21 protein-coding genes and 1 pseudogene are annotated in these 18,032 nt (G+C 40.7%); 3 read left to right on the top strand and 19 right to left on the bottom strand.

Annotated elements, in window-relative coordinates; translation table 11 throughout:
- Window positions 1-38: 38 nt before the first annotated feature.
- Entirely contained in the window at window positions 39-851 is an 813-nt protein-coding gene (locus AC3WTL_RS06515) for a uroporphyrinogen-III synthase (RefSeq protein ID WP_197246165.1), read from the bottom strand.
- A 181-nt stretch (window positions 852-1,032) separates the two neighbouring features.
- Window positions 1,033-3,036 carry a lipoteichoic acid synthase gene (gene ltaS, locus AC3WTL_RS06520; RefSeq protein WP_163141371.1) on the bottom strand — a complete coding sequence of 668 codons (2,004 nt, stop codon included), beginning with the start codon at window positions 3,034-3,036 and terminating at the stop codon, window positions 1,033-1,035.
- Between the two features lie 414 nt (window positions 3,037-3,450).
- Between ltaS and AC3WTL_RS06525 the strand changes: the two genes are divergently transcribed.
- Both AC3WTL_RS06525 and AC3WTL_RS06530 read left to right on the top strand, forming a co-directional pair.
- Window positions 3,451-3,594 (top strand): hypothetical protein, encoded by a 144-nt coding sequence (locus tag AC3WTL_RS06525; RefSeq protein WP_197246169.1) that lies wholly within the window; start codon window positions 3,451-3,453, stop codon window positions 3,592-3,594.
- A 15-nt stretch (window positions 3,595-3,609) separates the two neighbouring features.
- Window positions 3,610-4,734, top strand: a pseudogene (locus AC3WTL_RS06530) (serine hydrolase domain-containing protein); the annotation flags it as partial.
- Window positions 4,735-4,774: 40 nt separating this feature from the next.
- Here AC3WTL_RS06530 and AC3WTL_RS06535 read toward each other — a convergent pair.
- From AC3WTL_RS06535 to AC3WTL_RS06615, 17 genes are all read right to left on the bottom strand, one after another.
- On the bottom strand, window positions 4,775-5,449 hold the full coding sequence (locus AC3WTL_RS06535; RefSeq protein ID WP_197246171.1) for a lysozyme family protein: 675 nt from the start codon (window positions 5,447-5,449) through the stop codon (window positions 4,775-4,777).
- A 138-nt stretch (window positions 5,450-5,587) separates the two neighbouring features.
- Complete coding sequence (locus AC3WTL_RS06540; RefSeq protein WP_197246173.1) at window positions 5,588-6,481, bottom strand: NAD(P)-dependent oxidoreductase; 894 nt, start codon at window positions 6,479-6,481, stop codon at window positions 5,588-5,590.
- Complete coding sequence (locus AC3WTL_RS06545; RefSeq protein WP_197246175.1) at window positions 6,478-7,239, bottom strand: hydroxypyruvate isomerase family protein; 762 nt, start codon at window positions 7,237-7,239, stop codon at window positions 6,478-6,480. Before AC3WTL_RS06545 ends, AC3WTL_RS06540 begins: the two co-directional genes overlap by 4 nt.
- Window positions 7,236-8,111 (bottom strand): MBL fold metallo-hydrolase, encoded by an 876-nt coding sequence (locus tag AC3WTL_RS06550; protein ID WP_197215034.1) that lies wholly within the window; start codon window positions 8,109-8,111, stop codon window positions 7,236-7,238. The genes AC3WTL_RS06545 and AC3WTL_RS06550 overlap by 4 nt, the downstream gene beginning before the upstream one ends.
- A gap of 120 nt (window positions 8,112-8,231) precedes the next feature.
- Window positions 8,232-8,999 carry a VWA domain-containing protein gene (locus AC3WTL_RS06555; RefSeq protein WP_248347077.1) on the bottom strand — a complete coding sequence of 256 codons (768 nt, stop codon included), beginning with the start codon at window positions 8,997-8,999 and terminating at the stop codon, window positions 8,232-8,234.
- Between the two features lie 74 nt (window positions 9,000-9,073).
- On the bottom strand, window positions 9,074-9,280 hold the full coding sequence (locus AC3WTL_RS06560; RefSeq protein ID WP_492369229.1) for a hypothetical protein: 207 nt from the start codon (window positions 9,278-9,280) through the stop codon (window positions 9,074-9,076).
- A 37-nt stretch (window positions 9,281-9,317) separates the two neighbouring features.
- Window positions 9,318-9,596 (bottom strand): hypothetical protein, encoded by a 279-nt coding sequence (locus tag AC3WTL_RS06565; RefSeq protein ID WP_197246179.1) that lies wholly within the window; start codon window positions 9,594-9,596, stop codon window positions 9,318-9,320.
- A gap of 116 nt (window positions 9,597-9,712) precedes the next feature.
- The gene (locus tag AC3WTL_RS06570) at window positions 9,713-10,186 is read right to left on the bottom strand and encodes a RidA family protein (protein WP_197246181.1); all 474 of its coding nucleotides are present in this window, start codon (window positions 10,184-10,186) and stop codon (window positions 9,713-9,715) included.
- A gap of 295 nt (window positions 10,187-10,481) precedes the next feature.
- A complete protein-coding gene (locus AC3WTL_RS06575) occupies window positions 10,482-10,832 on the bottom strand; it encodes a 2Fe-2S iron-sulfur cluster-binding protein (RefSeq protein ID WP_061791677.1) in 351 nt (116 codons plus the stop codon).
- 95 nt (window positions 10,833-10,927) lie between these two features.
- On the bottom strand, window positions 10,928-11,614 hold the full coding sequence (locus tag AC3WTL_RS06580; protein WP_197246183.1) for a GntR family transcriptional regulator: 687 nt from the start codon (window positions 11,612-11,614) through the stop codon (window positions 10,928-10,930).
- 15 nt (window positions 11,615-11,629) lie between these two features.
- Window positions 11,630-12,160, bottom strand: a complete 531-nt coding sequence (locus tag AC3WTL_RS06585) for a chromate transporter (protein WP_061791679.1) — start codon at window positions 12,158-12,160, stop codon at window positions 11,630-11,632.
- Window positions 12,157-12,753, bottom strand: coding sequence for a chromate transporter (locus AC3WTL_RS06590; RefSeq protein WP_197246185.1), 597 nt, complete (start codon window positions 12,751-12,753; stop codon window positions 12,157-12,159). The genes AC3WTL_RS06585 and AC3WTL_RS06590 overlap by 4 nt, the downstream gene beginning before the upstream one ends.
- An 83-nt stretch (window positions 12,754-12,836) precedes the next feature.
- Complete coding sequence (locus AC3WTL_RS06595) at window positions 12,837-13,316, bottom strand: GlcG/HbpS family heme-binding protein (protein WP_197246187.1); 480 nt, start codon at window positions 13,314-13,316, stop codon at window positions 12,837-12,839.
- A 19-nt stretch (window positions 13,317-13,335) separates the two neighbouring features.
- On the bottom strand, window positions 13,336-14,799 hold the full coding sequence (locus AC3WTL_RS06600; RefSeq protein ID WP_197246188.1) for an aldehyde dehydrogenase family protein: 1,464 nt from the start codon (window positions 14,797-14,799) through the stop codon (window positions 13,336-13,338).
- Window positions 14,800-14,920: 121 nt separating this feature from the next.
- Complete coding sequence (locus AC3WTL_RS06605) at window positions 14,921-15,652, bottom strand: iron-containing redox enzyme family protein (RefSeq protein WP_492369230.1); 732 nt, start codon at window positions 15,650-15,652, stop codon at window positions 14,921-14,923.
- A gap of 221 nt (window positions 15,653-15,873) precedes the next feature.
- Window positions 15,874-16,644 (bottom strand): creatininase family protein, encoded by a 771-nt coding sequence (locus AC3WTL_RS06610; protein ID WP_197246192.1) that lies wholly within the window; start codon window positions 16,642-16,644, stop codon window positions 15,874-15,876.
- Window positions 16,645-16,706: 62 nt separating this feature from the next.
- Entirely contained in the window at window positions 16,707-17,039 is a 333-nt protein-coding gene (locus AC3WTL_RS06615) for a 2Fe-2S iron-sulfur cluster-binding protein (protein ID WP_197246193.1), read from the bottom strand.
- A 494-nt stretch (window positions 17,040-17,533) separates the two neighbouring features.
- Here AC3WTL_RS06615 and AC3WTL_RS06620 point away from each other — a divergent pair, with 494 nt between their 5' ends.
- A complete protein-coding gene (locus AC3WTL_RS06620; RefSeq protein WP_197246196.1) occupies window positions 17,534-17,869 on the top strand; it encodes a hypothetical protein in 336 nt (111 codons plus the stop codon).
- The last annotated feature ends 163 nt before the right edge of the window (window positions 17,870-18,032 follow it).

Raw genomic sequence — 18,032 nt, forward strand, 5'->3', positions numbered from 1 at the left:
TTTGCAATGCTGCACATTTATGAATACAAACTTTATTCCTAAAAATCTTCTTCCGTATAGAAACGGGCTAATTCAATTACCGCACTGCCTATCCTTTCGACTTCGGGGAAAATGACTCTAATAATCCCTTCTTCATATAAAGCTTGAGCAGTTACTTTTCCAACAGATAACGCAACAGTTTTTTCCGACAAACAGGTTTTCAATTGTTCTTCTGTATTCTTTTGGCGGGCGAAGCTGAATAAATTCCTCACTTGTGGAGTGCTTGTGAAAAATACGGAATCGAGCTTTCCATCAAGGATCTCTGAAAGCAGCAGACTCATCACTTTTTCCTCCGGAGGAATATGGGTATATGGAAGAATTTCTTCATAGTCGGCCTGGTTATCTTCGAGCCATTGTTTTAGGAGTGGTGCGGGGTCGCCGTGAAGCTGCAGAGCTACTTTCATGCCTTTTAGGGGATATGCTGAGAGCTCTCGAAGTAATCCTGCCATGCTGCCGTCATCATCCCGAACTGCAGGTATGATATTAAGTTTTTTCAGCATATTGGCGGTTTTGTATCCCCTTGCAGCAATATTTGCTTTTTGCAGGCTGCTGATCAGTGCATCACTCTTATTCATCTCAAGAGCAGTTTGATAAATGGTTTCAACACCGATTCCAGTCGTAAAAATAATCCAATCGAAACTGCACTCAGTCAGCATTTCTACATGGTCCTGGAGTTTTTCATCTTTCAGCAGTGATGTTCCCTGAGCGGGCCTGCTGACAGCAACCCCTCCCTGATTCTCCACCAATTTACTGATATCTTCTATTTTCCGTGAACCTAAAAGTGCAACTTTTTTGCCGGCAAGCTTTTTCATTTTTACTCCCCCTCGGTATGTACATCTATATGTATTATTATAAAATATGCATTACATTAAAACAGTGGTTAAGCACTTTAATTAAAGTATATTTTAATTTTGTCCATAAGTTTTGTTTTTTTTGGATTAAAAGAAATGCGTAAAAAAACTGCCTGCAGGATCTCCCGCAGGCAATTTTAATTTATTTATCAGCTGGTTCAGCTTCAGACGTTTCTTCGGTTTCATCGTTCTTTTTGATTACCCCATTGTTTTCTGCTTTGTAATCGTATTTTGAACGATCAACCGGTTCGAAGTTTTCCGGTTGGTAGAAGCGGAGAAGATCTCCGTTTACCACTTTATCAGATAGTGCCAATTTCTGCTCAGCACTTTCCTGGAGTTTTTTCGCTTCTTCAAAACGGCTTTCATCCAGCAGTTCACCCGTTGTTGAATCATAGTACTTTCCGTCAACAGATGAAATGGTTGGACTCATGAAGTCTCCGTTACGGAACGGCACAAGGTCATCATGATTTTCTGATAATAAGTCTGTACCGAATTGGAGATACTGTTTAGTATCAATCCCAAGCAAGTGCATCAATGTTGGCATCAGGTCGATCTGACCGCCAAATTCATGATTTACTCCGCCTTCCATGCCAGGTACACGGATGAATAGAGGAACACGCTGCAGACCGGCACTATCAAACGGTGTAATTTCCTTGCCAAGCACTTTTTCCATTGCTTTATTATGATTTTTGGAAATTCCATAATGGTCACCATACATGACAATTACTGAGTTTTCATACAGGCCGGAAGCCTTCAGCTGTTCAAAGAACTGTTTAAGCGCTTCGTCAGCATAACGGGCTGTCTGGAAGTAATTATCAACTGATTTGTCCCCTGTAGTATGGGGCTCAATTGTCGCCATCTCCTGATCCATATGATACGGATAGTGATGGGACACTGTAATGAATTTAGAATAGAACGGCTGCTTCAGCGATTCCAGATACGGCATGGATTGTTCAAAGAACGGCTTATCCATTAGACCGTAGTCAGCCATGTTTTCAGGTTTTAAATCATAATAATCTGCATCAAAAAAGTTATCATATCCAAATGATTTATAAATTTCGTTACGGTTCCAGAAACTTCCGGAGTTGCCGTGGAAGACCGCAGAAGTATATCCTTTATCCTTCAGAATTGCCGGCGCTGCATTGTACGTATTCATGCCTTTTGTTGTAAAGGCAGAACCCTGAGGGAGCCCATATAGGGAGTTCTCAAGGATAAACTCAGCATCAGCTGTTTTCCCTTGTGCAGTTTGATGGAAGAAGTTATCAAAATACGTTGTATTTTCCTCTTCTATCAGCGAATTCAGGAATGGTGTTACTTCTTCACCATGCAATTCATAGTTCATTAAAAATGTCTGAATGGACTCAAGGTGAAGGTAGATCACATTCATGCCTTCGGCTTTTCCAAAATATTTCGGATTCGGCTCAGCATAATTAGATTTTGTAAAGTTAATGACTTCAGTTGTATCACTGCTATCCGCCATAACTCTTTGTGCGGATGCCTTCGTGCTTTGCACTGCATCATAGATTGTATAATTGTACATGCCCAGATATTTAACAATATAGTTACGGTCAAAACCTCTTGTCAAAAGCTCAGGGCGGTCTGTTTCAGCCAGGCCCAGATTTGCAAAGGAAATGGCAAGCGACGCATAGATTAGGGCTGCTGATCTGCGGCGCGTCAAATCCTTTGTTTCAATTTTAACGGCTTTAAAAATAAGCAAGCCGGCAAGCACGATGAAATCAAGGAAGAAAAAGATATCAGTTGGCTTTAATAGTGAGCTGATGCTTCCGCTGACATCACCGAAATTTTGTGTCTGCGTCAATGTCGGCAGTGTAATAAAGTCATTAAAGAAACGGTAGTACACTGCATTTGCAAACAGCAGGAACGACAGGAAGAAGTACATAACCATCAAAGCGATATATTTTCTTCTGCCTTTAAAAAAGAATGCAATTCCTAAAAACAGCAATGCAGACCCAAGCGGGTTAATGAATAAAAGGAACTGCTGCAAGGCACTTTCAATGCCTAAATTAAATTGTGTCATTTGAGTAATATACGTTTTCATCCAGAGCAGAAATACTGCTAAAAAGAAAAAGCCTATATATTTATTCAATATATCCTGACTTTTATGAAGTAAAGTATTCAAAATCATACACCTGCCTTCTAGCACATTATTGTAACATACTTCGCTAGTAATTTAAAAATTTAATGTTGGCAATCAGCCTAATTATTAGTTTACCTGAAACATATTAATAATCTATGAACAGGCAAAAAAGCACTGCACAAGAATATAACTATACTCGCATTTAATAAAATGTCAAGCATGTCCAGATAAACCGCTCTTAATGCCGATAAAAACAGGGTGAGAACCCTATTCACAGTATAAGCTGATTTTAAGACATTTATAAATGCTGCACGTCTATATAGACGAATGAAATACAATTTGGTTTCACTTTTTATATAAAAACTTATGAATCTATAATTTTCCAGGGAAGGAGAAAAATCAGACAACAGCCAATATATATGAAGAATGGTAAACAATTATACATAAAGGCGGAATATTTTCATGGACAAGAAACAGCAAATTAATGAGTATATGAACATCCTTGCCGAGGGCAATTATTTTAATGGATCTGCACTTGCAGCAAATAAAGGAGAAGTCATTCTGAATAAAGGATATGGACTATCAAGCTATCAATATGCCATTTAAAACACGTCAGACACCAGGTTCCGAATCGCTTCTTTAACAAAGTCATTTACCGCCGCGGCTGTCCTGTTGCTCCACCAGCAAGGAAGACTGAATCTTTCGGATAAAATTAATGACTATATTAACAATTTCCATTCTGAAAACGGTGTGACCATCCACCATTTATTATGCCAGTCTTCGGGTGTGGCTTATTTCACTTTCTCTTCTGAATACTGTGAGAAATATATGCGCCTTCCTTCCAGTCTGAAACAATCCGTCAATTGGATTAAAAGCAGACCGCTGCAATTTAAGCCCGGTACAGACATGCAATACAGCAATGCAGGATATCTGCTCCTGACTGCTTTAATTGAAAACGTTTCAGGTTTACCCTATGAACAATTCCTCCTGGAGAATATTTTTAAACCACTTCAACTTAAAAATACAGGCATTGATCATGGCCGCAAGATTGTGAAGGACTTGGCCAGCGGTCATTCGGTCTGGGAAGAGGTAATTAACGCAGAATTTGTAGATATGAGCATTCCACAGGGAGCATATGGGATGTACAGCACTGCTGAGGATTTATACAAGTGGACAGAAGCATTGCGGAATGGTGTACTGCTAAACAAAAACATGACCTCAAAAATGTTCACAGCCAACCATTGGAGATATGGCTATGGCTGGTTTAGCGGCAATTCGGAGACAGCCAGACACTTTGGGGACATTAATGGCTTTACAAATGAACTGTTGATGAACTTTAAAGAGGATCTTACCATTATCGTGTTGAGTAATGTTAATATCACTCCAGCGGACAAAATCTGTGAGGATATATCCAAAACCATCTTAAATAAGGAAGTTCGCATGCCGGAAAGGTTTTCACCTGTAAGAGAGCCTATTCCATGGAGAAATCTTATAGGTGAATACAAATCCAATGAAATATATTCATCAGTCCATTGGGAAAACAATAAATTGTTTGTGACCATGCCAAAGAAATATGGGGCACTATATAAATATCAAATACAACCTTTTACCCTTGCAGATGGCAAAGCTATTCTCAAATCAGAATTTTTGTATGAGGTTTTTACATTTGATTTGAAGGGTCACTTTCTAGAGTTTGTGGATGTATATGGAAAAACGCATATTCTTAAAAAACAAACCGCACAATAAGGTGCGGTTATAGTTTACCATAATATTATTATGTTTGGTTTTACCAAACTGATTTATATTCCCCGTTTTTTCCTGTGCCGCTTGCTGTGAGAATCTCGATATTCTTTGTTACCTTAGTGGTATATGTGAAATCACCATAACAGTATGGATAGCGGAAATTATTCTTATCGTCTCCACAATCATAAACCTCCGGATTCTTTTCAGCCTGCTTGAGAGAGAATTGCTTTGCGATTTCTTCACTGTGTTTTCCCCCCTGTTCAGCGACAAAGTCAATATATCCGATTCCCATATTATAAGCCTGGATCACGGCAGGGAAGTCTACATTTTTTTTACTGCCATAATTTAATGCTTTCTGAAAGTGTTTTACTCCCTGTTTAATGCTCTGTTCCGGATCCTGAATTGAATTTGGGGGCAATCCTGCTGATTCAGAAGCCTGCATTGGGTCCCCGCCCTTCCCTTTGCTTTCCTGCTGCATGATTGCGGCCAGAACAAGTGTGTATTCTTCGAGATTGACCTCTTTCAATTCCTTTTCAAGTAAAGGCGTGTAATGCTGGACGTTTTTAGATACCAAATTTGGCATCAAAGAAACTGCAGTTTCCTTTATATTAATCTGCTTGAATTGGTCAAATAAGACAAAAATCAAAACCATAAAAAATAACAGTAAGGCTATATTTGAACTGCGTTTTGTACGCTTTTTGCTTTTTCTGCGCTTCATTGCTGCACTCCCGGATTCTCTATTATTATTTCAGATTATTATTATAGCAGAAAATACTGATATTTTAATAAAAAAACCCCTTACGTGAATTTGCAGGAAAATGATAAAAAAAAGCGGACGCATTTCTGCACCCGCTCATTAATCTTTCTGCTTCACAACAGTGCCCGTCTCTTCCTCGAGAATCTTTATCACTGCCGACATATCCTGCTCGCTTAGTTCTTTCTCTGCTGCTGTTTGGAATGCTTTTTCTGCCATCCGCCCGGTAAATTGAGTAAGGCCGGCTTCCTGCAATAGCTGGTTTGCAAGCCGGACGTCTTTATGTACATACTTGACTGCCCCTCCTGGTGTGAAATGGCGGGGTAATACGTATTGTTCCATATGCCTGCGTAGGATCTTGCTGTCGCCATAGCTTGTTTTCAGGACTTTTAATAGCTGTTCAGAATCCAGTCCATATGCAGCTCCGGTTACCATTGCCTCTGAGGCAGCCAGCGAGTGGACAGCAACAAGGTACTGATTAATCAGCTTGGCAATGCTGCCAGACCCCGAAGGTCCCATATATTCTATAGTGTCACCCAGCACATCAAGTACCGGCTTAACTTTCTGAAAGGCCATTTCCCCGCCGCCAGCCATGATCGTTAAAGTGCCGCTTTCGGCCCCTTCAGGTCCGCCGCTGACAGGACAGTCAAGATAACTGATTTCTTTTGCACCTGCCATCCCATTGATGATTTTACTCGTATCGGCCCCTACTGAAGTAAAGTCAACGCATATCGTTCCGGGCTTGGCATTGTCAATGATTCCTTCTTTACTCATATAAACGGTCATAACATCCTGAGGCATCGAAAGACACGTGCATATAATTTCACATTGATTGGACAGCTCACTTACTGTCTCTTCATAAATCGCTCCATTTTTAATAAGCGGCTGCACTTTTTGGAATGTCCGGTTATGTACTGCCACTTGAAAACCATGGCCTAATAGCCGCTGGGCCATTCTGGAGCCCATCACGCCTGTTCCTATAAACCCGATCTTCATGAGGTCACCTCCTTCAGCCTAGCAAAGCTCTCAGCGCTTCTGCCTTGCGGATTATATTCAAGACCAATACTGCCTTTATAGTGTTTCTGCAAATATAGGAGGATCTCTTTATAGTTCATTTCCCCCGTCCCCGGCTCATGTCTGCCCGGAGAGTCTGCAATCTGTACATGTGAAACCAGCTCAGCATACTTTTGAAAAAAAGAAAGAGCTTGGCCATGTATTCTTTCAATATGGTAAAAGTCGAATTGAAGCTTCACATTCGGCAAACCGACACTATTGATTATCTCTTCAGCCTGCTGGATATCGTTTAAGAAATAGCCAGGCATGTCGATTGGATTGATTGGTTCAATTAATAAGTTAATTCCGTGTTCAGACATAGCAGTGCCCGCAAAAGAGAGATTTTCAATAAAAATATTCTGATTATTACTCGGGTGTACCCCTGCCATGCAATGAATCTGATTTACCCCAAGTCCTTTCGCATAACGGATCCCGATTTCAACTGATTCTCTGAATTCTTCTCTGCGATTGGGGTCTGCAGCAAGGCCCCTGTCCCCTTCTTCCCAATGACCTGGAGGCAGGTTTATTAAAACCAATGATAAATCATTGGTTTTAAGCTCATTTCTGATTTCTTCTATTGTATTAGAATATGGAAATTGGCATTCTACAAGATCAAAACCAGCTTCGCGGGCTTTTTTGAATCGGTCCAAAAAAGGGACTTCTGTAAAAACGGTTGATAGATTAACAGAAAAATTGTTCATGGCAGCCTCCTGGAAGGTCCTTTCAGTTCATAGCCATTTGCAAAGAACTGTATCGTTTCTAACTCATTCTCATTCAGTTCACGATTGACATAGGATTGATAGGCATTCTTCATTTCTTCAATCTGCCCTTCGTATTTTTCGCTTAGGTGGGCTGCTTTCCTGAGCATGGCCGCTTCCTCCTGGTATTCTGCCTTTGAGATTGCAGTCCCGTGGGATAAAATATATGTATCTGCATCAAATTGATCTATTGCATCTAATAACTGAAGCATGGGGTCTTCCATGTAATTCCATTTACTTGCGTAAAGATTCGCGTAAATCGCATCACCCAAAAATAATATTTTTTCTTCCTTTATATATACCACTACGGAATCTGGAGAATGGTCCCCGCCGACTTGCTGCAGTTGGCAAGTCACACCGCCGAGATCAATTTCAAGCTTATTCTCGAAAGTGATATCTGGAAGTTTAATTTTAATACTCCGGTCATTACCATATTCTTTCTTTATGGCGCTCGCGCAAAATTCTATTTCGACTCCGTTTTCCACACGTTCATCTAAAGCTTCATCTGTCCATAAATATGGGATTAGTTTTTCCATTTCAGCTTTGGTCAGTCGGGAAGCAATAGATGGGATGTTCAGTCGAGACAAACCGAAAATATGATCCCAGTGCCAATGAGTCAACACCACCATCCCTGGTGAAAGTATTTGATGTTTCTCCAGCTCGCTTAAAAATAGTTGAGCATGAGCTTCCGAATTTCCTGCATCAATCATCAGAGTCATTCGATCCCCGACCACAGCCCCTAAAATGGGACGGTCTGTTTCTGCAACAGGAGTAAGATACCAAAATCTGCGCTTTAGTTTTTCTAATGTTTGCATAAAATCCTCCCTTTGATTCTGTTATACTTTAATTCGGTAAAAGTGAAGAGAATCCTTTTTTTAGTCCTATATACAGACAAAGCCTGCTCTTAATGCTTTTTGAGCAGACTCTTTATAAATTTACATATTAACATTTTCTAAAAATCGATCTGTTATCTCATCCCAATTATCAAGGAATGAGTCACGATTTAGACTATCGAGCTCTAAGAATAAATCACGCGACTCCTGATCCACTGTCAAAAAATATTCCCGATAATGATCATCATATCTAAAGAAAACATCTGTATCAATTTTCTCTTGATCATTCAAATAATTTACCGCTGATTGGAGATTCTTATGTTCCCTGTTCATCTTTTCCTGCTCTGTTTTGTGCCACTCGTTTAGCTGTGATTGAACATTATTAAACAGACTGTTAATGGCTGCATTGGCATCTTCATGCCATTGAGACCACACTTTAGCCATTTCAGCTGTCCTGTTAAATTCAGATTTTAGATCCTGCTGATTTTGAACGTTCAGAAACTGGCCATTGGCGGCCTTTGCCATTTCCTTTAATTGACTAAGACCATGGTTATCTACCTGATAGCCAATGATATTGACAACTGGCTTGAGATTGGACGCACCAAGGCTTTCCATTGCTTTAACTGGATCTCCTCCGCATGTTTCAATCCCGTCGCTGACTAAATAGATTATGTTGGTATTCATCTCACCATCCTTTTCCTTTAAATCCTTCATCACCTGCTCGACAGCTTTAGCCATAGGTGTCCAGCCTGCAGGCTTAAACTGATTTAATGAGTTTGTGAATGCAGCAGGGTCATAAGCTGAAAGCGGATAAACTTCTTCAACCTTTCTGCAGGACTTTTCTTTATCTTTTTCCTGACCTGTGCCCACATGTCCATAAACGCTGAGAGAGACATTAGCTTTTTGCGGCAAACTCTCAACAAATTGCTAAATTGCCTCTTTGGCTAAATCCATTCTTGTCCGCCCGTTCTCGAGCGCACCCATGCTGCCGCTGGAATCCAGCAATATAGCCACATTACAATTTTGTTTAACCTGCAGATCTCCCCCCCCCCGGCATTTGGATCTGTAAACTTCATTGCTTCCCATTGATCAATTGGCACATTAGGCAAACTAAGATTTTCTTTAAACAGCGCAAATATCTCCTGTTCCATTGCCTCTATTTCTTCCTCTGACGAATCCTTATTTATGTCAGGAATTAAGCTTATTTTTTGCTTCTTGTGAAAACTCTTTTCCTGCAAATTCTCCTGTCATGTCATATTCAGCAGATTCTTTGAAAGACTTGGGAACAGGAGGAAACTTTTTTACAGTTTGCTCTGAATCTTCTTCCTCAACTCCTTCCACACTTTCAGCTGATTTCTTTTGATCAGACTCCTTTTTATCGTCCTTATTCTCTTCAGCTGAACTGCATGCAATTAGAAAAACTGCAGAAAGAATAATGGTTACGATTAGCAGTAATGCTCTTTTCATAGTACCCTCCTTCTTATCTTCAATATCCTCAATCATTTTACCATGACAGTGAATCTATGAAATTAGTTTTAAGTCACAAAAAAACTGCTCTAAATTGAGCAGCCCTTGTTCGGAATTTATTCTATTTCAACAATCATTTCAATCTCAACAGGAGCCCCACCTGGCAGTGAAGCCAATCCCACTGCTTTACGTGCGTGTCCATTTTCTTTGCCGAAAATATCATGCAGCAGTTCTGATGCTGCATTTATGACGATCGGATGATATTTAAAGTCACTTGTTGAGGCAACATATCCATCCATTTTGATGATTCTTTTCACTTTATTTAAATCTCCAATTATTCCTTTAAGGGCTGCCAGCAAATTCAGCGTACAAATTCGTGCCGCATCCTTTGCATCTTCGATCGAAATGCCTGCCCCGACAATTCCGGTATATTTTTGAAGACCATTGACTCTGGGTGTTTGCCCGGATAAATAGACAATCTTTCCTGAGATAACGCCCGGTTCAAAAGGCATTCGGATATCAGTCAATTCAGGGAGCTGGATATTCAGCTCTTCCAGTCTTTCTTCAATTCCCTTTTTTACCCCTTCCATCTCTAAGCCTCCTGGGAAACACTTTCTTTTAATGAAGAATAAAGTTGTTTAGTGAATTTAAATGAGCGGTGAGTATAGTACACTTTGGCAAAAGCATGATTTTCACAAAGTGAGCATTTAATTTCATAAGGAGCTTTTCGAATATGAGGTGTTTTTAATATTTGCATGGCTTCTTTTAAATGAGTGCTGCAAACCCACATAATTTCACCTTCTTCTATATTATTGGAAATTTATTTTGCATTCTGTAACGTGCAGAAGTTAAGTTCCTTCATTACAGAATGCATTCTTCGGAATCTCATTTTCCTGTTGAGACGGCTTGCTTCAATTTATCCGGCTTTCTCTTCTTAACCTGATCTGTCACTTTATCATCCCAGGAAATTGTAACATCCCCGTTTGTTACAAAAGTCTGGCATCCTAAACGATAGCCTTTCTCCAGCCACTCTTCTCCCAGCTTTCTTCTTTCCTGGATTTTCACGTTGTCCAGATATTCGGACCCTTCTTCCGTTTTAAAAACACATGTGCCGCAAATACCGCCGCCGCAGCGATTTGGCAGATCACCATCATATCGGAGCGACATTCTTAATATATTTGAATCCTCAGGCACTTCCAGAGTTTTGCTGCTGTTGACAAAATGGATGTTTGGCATGCTTGAATTCCTCCCTGTGATTTCGTTTCTCGGTACTTGGTATACAATATACCATATTAATAATATTCAGACAATACTAAACTTTTAATTATTTATTAGTTTTTTACAATCCCTCTCTTTTTAATTCGGTTCATATAGGCCATATAGGCCTTCTTTGAATTTTCAATATGAATCCTCATCAGGTATTCCGCTATTTCGGCATCTTTATCGCGAAGTGCTTTCATAATATCGATATGTTCTTTTAATGAGTCCTTTCTTCTCCCAGGTGTTTCATATCCCATATTGGCAGCCATGTGAATGAAATCGATCAAGCCTGATAGGATTTCATATAGCTTTGGGCTTTTGGATGCCTTATTAATCAGCCTGTTCATCTGGATATGTTCGGAATTGAAGTTTTCTTCATCCTGTTCACTTAGCTCTATTAGTTCCTTAATCTTGAGATCCAGTTCTTGTTGTGTACTTGAATCCATTCTTTGTGCTGCCAATTTTACAGCCAGCACTTCCAAGGAAGATAGAATCGTAAATACCTCCAATACCTCATTCTCTGAAATATTGGAGATGACCACCCCTTTTCTGGGAACTGTTTTGACGAAACCTTGAGATTCCAGCCTGAACAGAGCCTCCCTAATCGGCGTGCGGCTGATGTTGAGCTTGGCTGCAAGTTCTCTTTCTACCAGTCTGTCCCCTGCCTGGTATTCTCCTTCTAAAATAAGTTTTTTCAGATACAAATACGCATGTTCGCGTATAGATATTAAGTTATTTTCCCCCCATATTTTTTCCATTGTTTCACCGCCTGTTTAAGATAAAAAGATCCCTCCATAAAATAAAGCTCCGAATATAACAAGAGAAGGATGAACCTTGAATTTGATTAATGTTAAATAGCTGACGGCTGCAAGAAGTATAAGGTGCAGCATTCCGCTTTTTTCGAAGGCTGACATAAAGAACTGATAGGCCATGACAGCCAGAAGGACCGCTATGACCGGCTGTACGGATTTGGTCATTAATTTCACTTTAGGAGAATCTTTAAATAAATTCACAAACTTAAACAGCACAATCACTGCCAAAGCGGATGGCAGGATGGTTGCGGCTAAAGCCACCGCCGCACCCAATACTCCGCCTAGTTCATAACCGATAAATCCGGCCATTTTGGTTGCTATGGGACCCGGCAGCGCATTGGCTATGGCAAGAACATCCCCAAATTCAGAGAGTGTCATCCAGCCATTGTTATTGACTACTTCAATCTGTATGAGGGGAATTGTTGCGGGTCCCCCTCCGTAACCCAATAAATTCGCTATAAAAAATGCCCAAAAGATATCCCAATAGATCATGAACTTTTCTCCCTTACTGGCATGTACTCTTCAGCTGTCTTTTTATTCGCCTGTTCTTTCCGGTGGGCAATATAAAAAGCAGTACTTAAGACAATTGCAATTAAAATACCGGGATGCCATTCCAAAAATTGAACGAAAATTAATGACACTGCGGCCAATATTAGGTTTTTTGGCAATCCTAACCCCTGGCTGCCTTTCTGGTAAAAACGATAGGCCATCTCTGCCAGCATAAAACCGATGACTGGTGTCACTCCCTGCACCATTCCACTGACAATTGGGGACTGGCGGAAAGAGTATAAAACGCCAAGCAAGGCTAGCATGGCAATAATGGAAGGCAGTATATGCGTAAGGATGGCTACAGTAGCACCCAAACTGCCTTTGACTTTATAGCCGATATAGGCAGCCATCTTCGTTGCAATCGGTCCGGGCAAAGTATTGGCTAGAGCCAGAGTCTCTCCGAATTCCTCCTCCGTCATCCACTTATATTTCTTGACTGCTTCAAATTCGATCAGTGGTATTGTCGAGGGACCTCCTCCATACCCTGTCACACCGGTACGTGCAAATCCAACCGCCAATTCAAGATAAGGCTTCATGCGATCCTCCCCTTTTTTAGGTGCTTCTGACTGAAGAAGGACCTCATTCCGCTACTATTAAAAACGAATGAGGTCCCTTTCTATTATTTTTTAATATCTGCTTCGGTTACGACTTCATAGCCGTCTTTTTCCAGGTAAGTTTGAAGGGCTTTTAGTGCAGCAGTCCCAACAGCGGTATCCTGCTCGCCGTTTCCTCCGCTGATGCCGATTCCTCCAACAACCTCACCATTTACCACAATTGGGAACCCGCCGACAAACACAGCAAATTTGCCATTAAGCATATGCTGAATGCCAAATGCCTCATTGCCAGGCAGGGCAGGCCCGTTCGGTTCTTTATTGAATAGGTGGGTGGATCGTTTATGGCCGGCGGCAGTGTATGCCTTGGCAATTGCAATTTCAGGACCCGTGATTCTTGCTCCATTCATGCGTTCCAGGGCAATGACACTTCCGCCGTCATCGACAATCGCAATTGTTTCAAACACATTGATTTCAGCAGACTTTTCCTTTGCTGCTTCAATCATCAATTTTGCTTCTTCCAGTTCAAGCTTTATAGCTGTTTTCATCTTTCATTCTCCTTTAGTTTTAATAGCCGATATAAACGGTTTTTACTTGAGTGAAAAACTCCAGTCCAACTCTTCCTGATTCCCGGAAAGTAGCCGTGCTTGACTGCTTTAATCCGCCAAACGGTGCATTGATTAAGTTGCCTGTTGTAGTCCGGTTCACTTTTACCGTGCCAGCCTCAATGTCTTTAGTAAACTGGCTGGCTATTTTTAAGTTATTTGTCACGATGGAAGCAGATAATCCGTAGTCAACGTCATTTGCAACCGCAATAGCTTCTTCATATGTATCTGCCTCGATCACGGCAATAACCGGTCCAAAAATCTCTTCCCTGGCAATACGGTGATTCGGTTTAACATTCGTAAAAATGGCCGGCTGAACAAAATATCCTTTTTCATATTGTGCTTCAGTCAGCTGTTCACCGCCATATACAAGGTCTGCACCGTCTTCTTTTCCAACCTCAATATACTTCAGAACGTTTTTCAGCTGCTTTTCATTTGCCAGCGGACCAATTTTAACTCCTTCTTCAAAGCCGCTGCCAATTTTAAGGGCACTCGTTTTTTCAATCAATTTGTTTACAAATGCTTCCTTTACTTCCTTCATCACAATTACTCTGCTTGTTCCAGTGCAGGCTTGGCCTGTTAAAGAAAACCCGCCATTTACTGTTAATGTTGCCGCCAGATCAAGGTCAGCATCTTCCATAACTAAAAGCGGGTTTTTACCGCCAAGCTCCATTTGGGTACGGGTGGTGAAAGAGCTCTTGCTGTGGATGTCCTCACCGGCAGCTGTTGAACCAGTGAATGTAACAGCCTTGACGGCAGGGTGGGTGACTAATAAATCACCTACATCGGAAGCCCTTCCTGTAACAAAATTTAAGACCCCTTTTGGTATACCTGCCTTATGCAGTGCTTCTACAAGCCGGACAGCAATCAAAGGGGTATCTGATGAAGGTTTGAACACAACTGTGTTTCCTGTAATTAATGCTGGAGCAATTTTTCTCGCCGCAATGGAGATTGGAAAGTTCCATGGCGTTATGACACTTACAACGCCGAGCGGTTCTCTTTCCGTTGAAACTCTCATATTGGGATCATCATTAGGGAAGGTTTCACCTGTGAAGCTTTGTCCCTCAACCGCATAATAACGAAGCGTCTGTGCGGAACGGAGCACTTCATTTTTTGCATCACTGACATGCTTCCCTTCTTCTCTTGTCAGTTCTTCTGCAAATTGGGCGGCATTTTCTTCAAGGTATGCTGCTGCTTTGTTTAAAATGGCTGCACGCTTGGATGGCGCTGCCTTTGCCCAGCCCGGGAATGCTTCTTTCGCGGATTCAATCGCCAGCTTGACATCTGTTTCATTGGATGCCTGAAAAACGCCGACGACATCTTCAGTATTTGCCGGGTTAACACTATAAAACTTCTTTTGGCTCCCGGATTCCTGCCATTCACCATTAATATAATTATGGAAGGTTTCTACTTTTGTTGTAATCAAATGAAATCACCTTACTCTCTGTTTATTTCTCCCTTTACTGCGCCAAATTCTCTGGTTATAGAAAGGCCGCCACATAGACCTCGGATGACAAGATTTAGTGTGACGGCCTGGATAATAGATATTATTTTGCTTCTACTAAAGAGCCAAGATCCTGTTCAAGATATTCTCTCCATAGGCCATCCATGTACATGCGGCGCATCTTCGCACCTGTGCGAACGACTTCCAGACAGCGCTGCTGCAATTCAGAAGTGTCAGCATGATCTAAAACAATCTTATAGCCGCGTTCTCCATGGATTTCATCGGATACGATATGAAGATCGAAGAATTCGATTTCTTCATCTGTAAATCCGTATTGGGCACGAAGAGCAGGAGTCTGCTTTCGATAAATGTCCGGTACCTGTGACTCTAAGCCGACAACAAGAGCTGCTGTAGCTACAACGAAGTTTTCACGGGCAGCAACTGCATAGCACCAGCTTTGAAGACCTAGTGTAGTCGGTGCCATGTTTTCTGGATTAATTACGCGTTCGCGAGTTGTTCCGCATGCCTCTGCAAAACGAATCAGCAAGTCTGTATGGCGGTCGGCTGCAATTTCTTCTTCATACATATTTTGAAGTGTGAAATCTTTTGCTGCTTCGAATTTCGGATCGGTTGGAGTGTTGTGATAGATGTACGCTAAGTAGTCAGCAAAAGGCCCTACATAGTGGTAATGATTTTCAGCCCATCTCGCAAAATGCTTTCTTTCCAGTTTTCCTTCAGCCCAAGCTACAGTGAATGGAGCTTTCTGACTGTGGTTTCCTTTAATGGCTTCCTCTAGTTCTTTGCGAAATTCATCTTTAGATAATAATTCTGGCATGTGTAAACTCCTCCTCGAAATTTATGTAGCCTATCGGCATTTAATATTTTGTATACCAAAACTTCTTTTAAAAAAATAGTTTGCTAATTTTCAGCCCTATTTAATCTTGTTTTTGGTCTTTGGTATACCTTAACGAAATCATAACCTATTCTTTTTCAATTGTAAACACAATTTTTAGAATTTTTTAAAGATTATTTTTTCTCGCTGCTAGTTTGTTAGAATTAATATAGAAGTTCTTCTTTCAAATCAAGCAGTTCAGAAAGCTCCTCAGTAAGATGATCCAGTGCTTCCTCTACAATTTGCTCTCCGATATCCCTGCCCCCTTGCCGGGCATCACCTATACAGCCGTTTCCAGTCATTTCTTCGTAAAAATAAAATCCCTGAACAGCCTTCCCCGGACGGAGCTTTTCCCATCTGCCGCCTTGCTTGATTTCTCCTTTTTCCAAAAGGTCCTTTCTGACCAGTTCCGGAGCCAGATACAGAGCTTCAGACACTTCCCTTTCGCAGCTGTGGCCAAATAGAGGGGATTTAACATATTTTCCGATAGATTTCCTGGCAGAGGCAGTAGTCTTTGCATAGTAGACTTCTACTTCTAATTCCTTTGTGATAGTCATTGCTGCGAGATTCAGTGTAGATTGGTTTCCGCCATGGGAATTCAAAAATAGAAACTTTTTGATGCCATGCTGTTTCAGTGAAGAAACCATATCTTTCAGAACAGCAATCAAAGTAGACGGCTGAAGGGTGATGGTTCCGGGAAAATGAATGTGATGCTCGGAAACACCCATATTAACGGTTGGTGTCACAATAGCATAAGGAAACATTCTTTGCCCCAGTTTAATTGCCATTCTTTCCGCAAGCACGGCATCACAGCTTTCCGCCATATGAGGCCCATGCTGCTCATGTGCTCCGACCGGAATAATAGCAAACTCTGCATTTTCTAAAGATTTCTCGACTTCCTTCCATGTCATCTTGGTAAGCTCATAACAATTCATTTTCTTATTACCCCGCTTATTTTTAGGTATTTTGTATACCACTAAATAATAAAAATAAAAAACTATTTTGAAATAGCTGCAGTTGTTTTCTTAAGAGGTTTTACAGAGATATTTTCCTGGGATATTTCAATATCACTTTGGATGGTCATCTGACAAGTTAACCGGTATCCTTCTTTCACTTTATCGCCAAGCATTTTTTCTTCCTTCCAATTTGGCGGCGCGAGATCATCTCCCCCGTTTAATACGACACATGTACATTTTGTACACCTTCCCATGCCACAGCCATACTTTAATTCCGGAAATTGGCGGATCCCTGCCAGAACAACTAAATTGGCATTATCCTTGACCTGCTTCTCCACAATCTCTCCATCCACATGCAGTGTAACCTTCGGCATATCAATACCCCTTTCAGTTTATTCTAAAAATTTAGATACTTTTCCAAAGTATACAACCTTTCTTGGAGATTAGCAAACTGGTTTTTTATTTTTTCTTTGGAAATGATCCTGGAAGTGGAAGCGAAAAAGATGTTGTTTTATAGATTATGAAAGGTTGCAGTTGATTTAAGATGGATTAACTACCATTTTGGCATTGGCCCGCTTATTTTCGTCGTTATTCAGGAGGATTAACAACCATTTTTAACTTGGCTCACATATTTTCGTCGTTAATCGGCCATAGGAGCTGCCATTCATAAGCTGCTTAACATAATCAAACGGAACTTTTACCGAATTATTATAAAATTTAGAATATACAATTGAATTTTTCGAAAATTTAGTATAAAATACATTTAAAGTTATTGGTATACAATGTTCCAACAAAAAAGGGAGGTATGCTGCCTAATTACATATTGAAAAACACTGAAAATATCAAAATAAAAAAAGGAGTGTTTTAATTGGGTAAATATATTGTATTAACGAATAAAGATACTTTCCAGACCATTCTTGAAAACGAGGGACTGAAGCCGGTTGAGACGTATCATTTCTATTTTTTTGATAAACTGAAGGCAAAGTACACAATTGCAGAAGTTTTGGATGAGAATATGAAAATCCAATTGTTTGAAGAATTTGAAGGAAAAGAGTATGTAAATCATATCGGTGTTAAATTTTTTGAACGTTTTGAAACGCTGGAAGCTGCCAGAGAAGAATTGGATGAGATTGTAAAGGCATCCGGCAATAGTGAAGACTCCATTCACTCGAAGCTGGTTAAATCTGATGAAGTAGCAGTATAAAGTGAAACTTCAATCAGTGGGAAGTGCTTTTCTCCCTGCTGATTGTTAGTTGAGGCCCACAGGACAAGAAAGGCTTCGTCAGCATGAGCATCGCACGACCAAATGCGACAGCTTTTGGGAGGATGTGGCGTTTTTAGTCTTTGTTCTTCTTTTCGGGCCTTTA

The sequence above is a fragment of the Cytobacillus sp. EB106-05-05-XG126 genome (assembly GCF_058791715.1).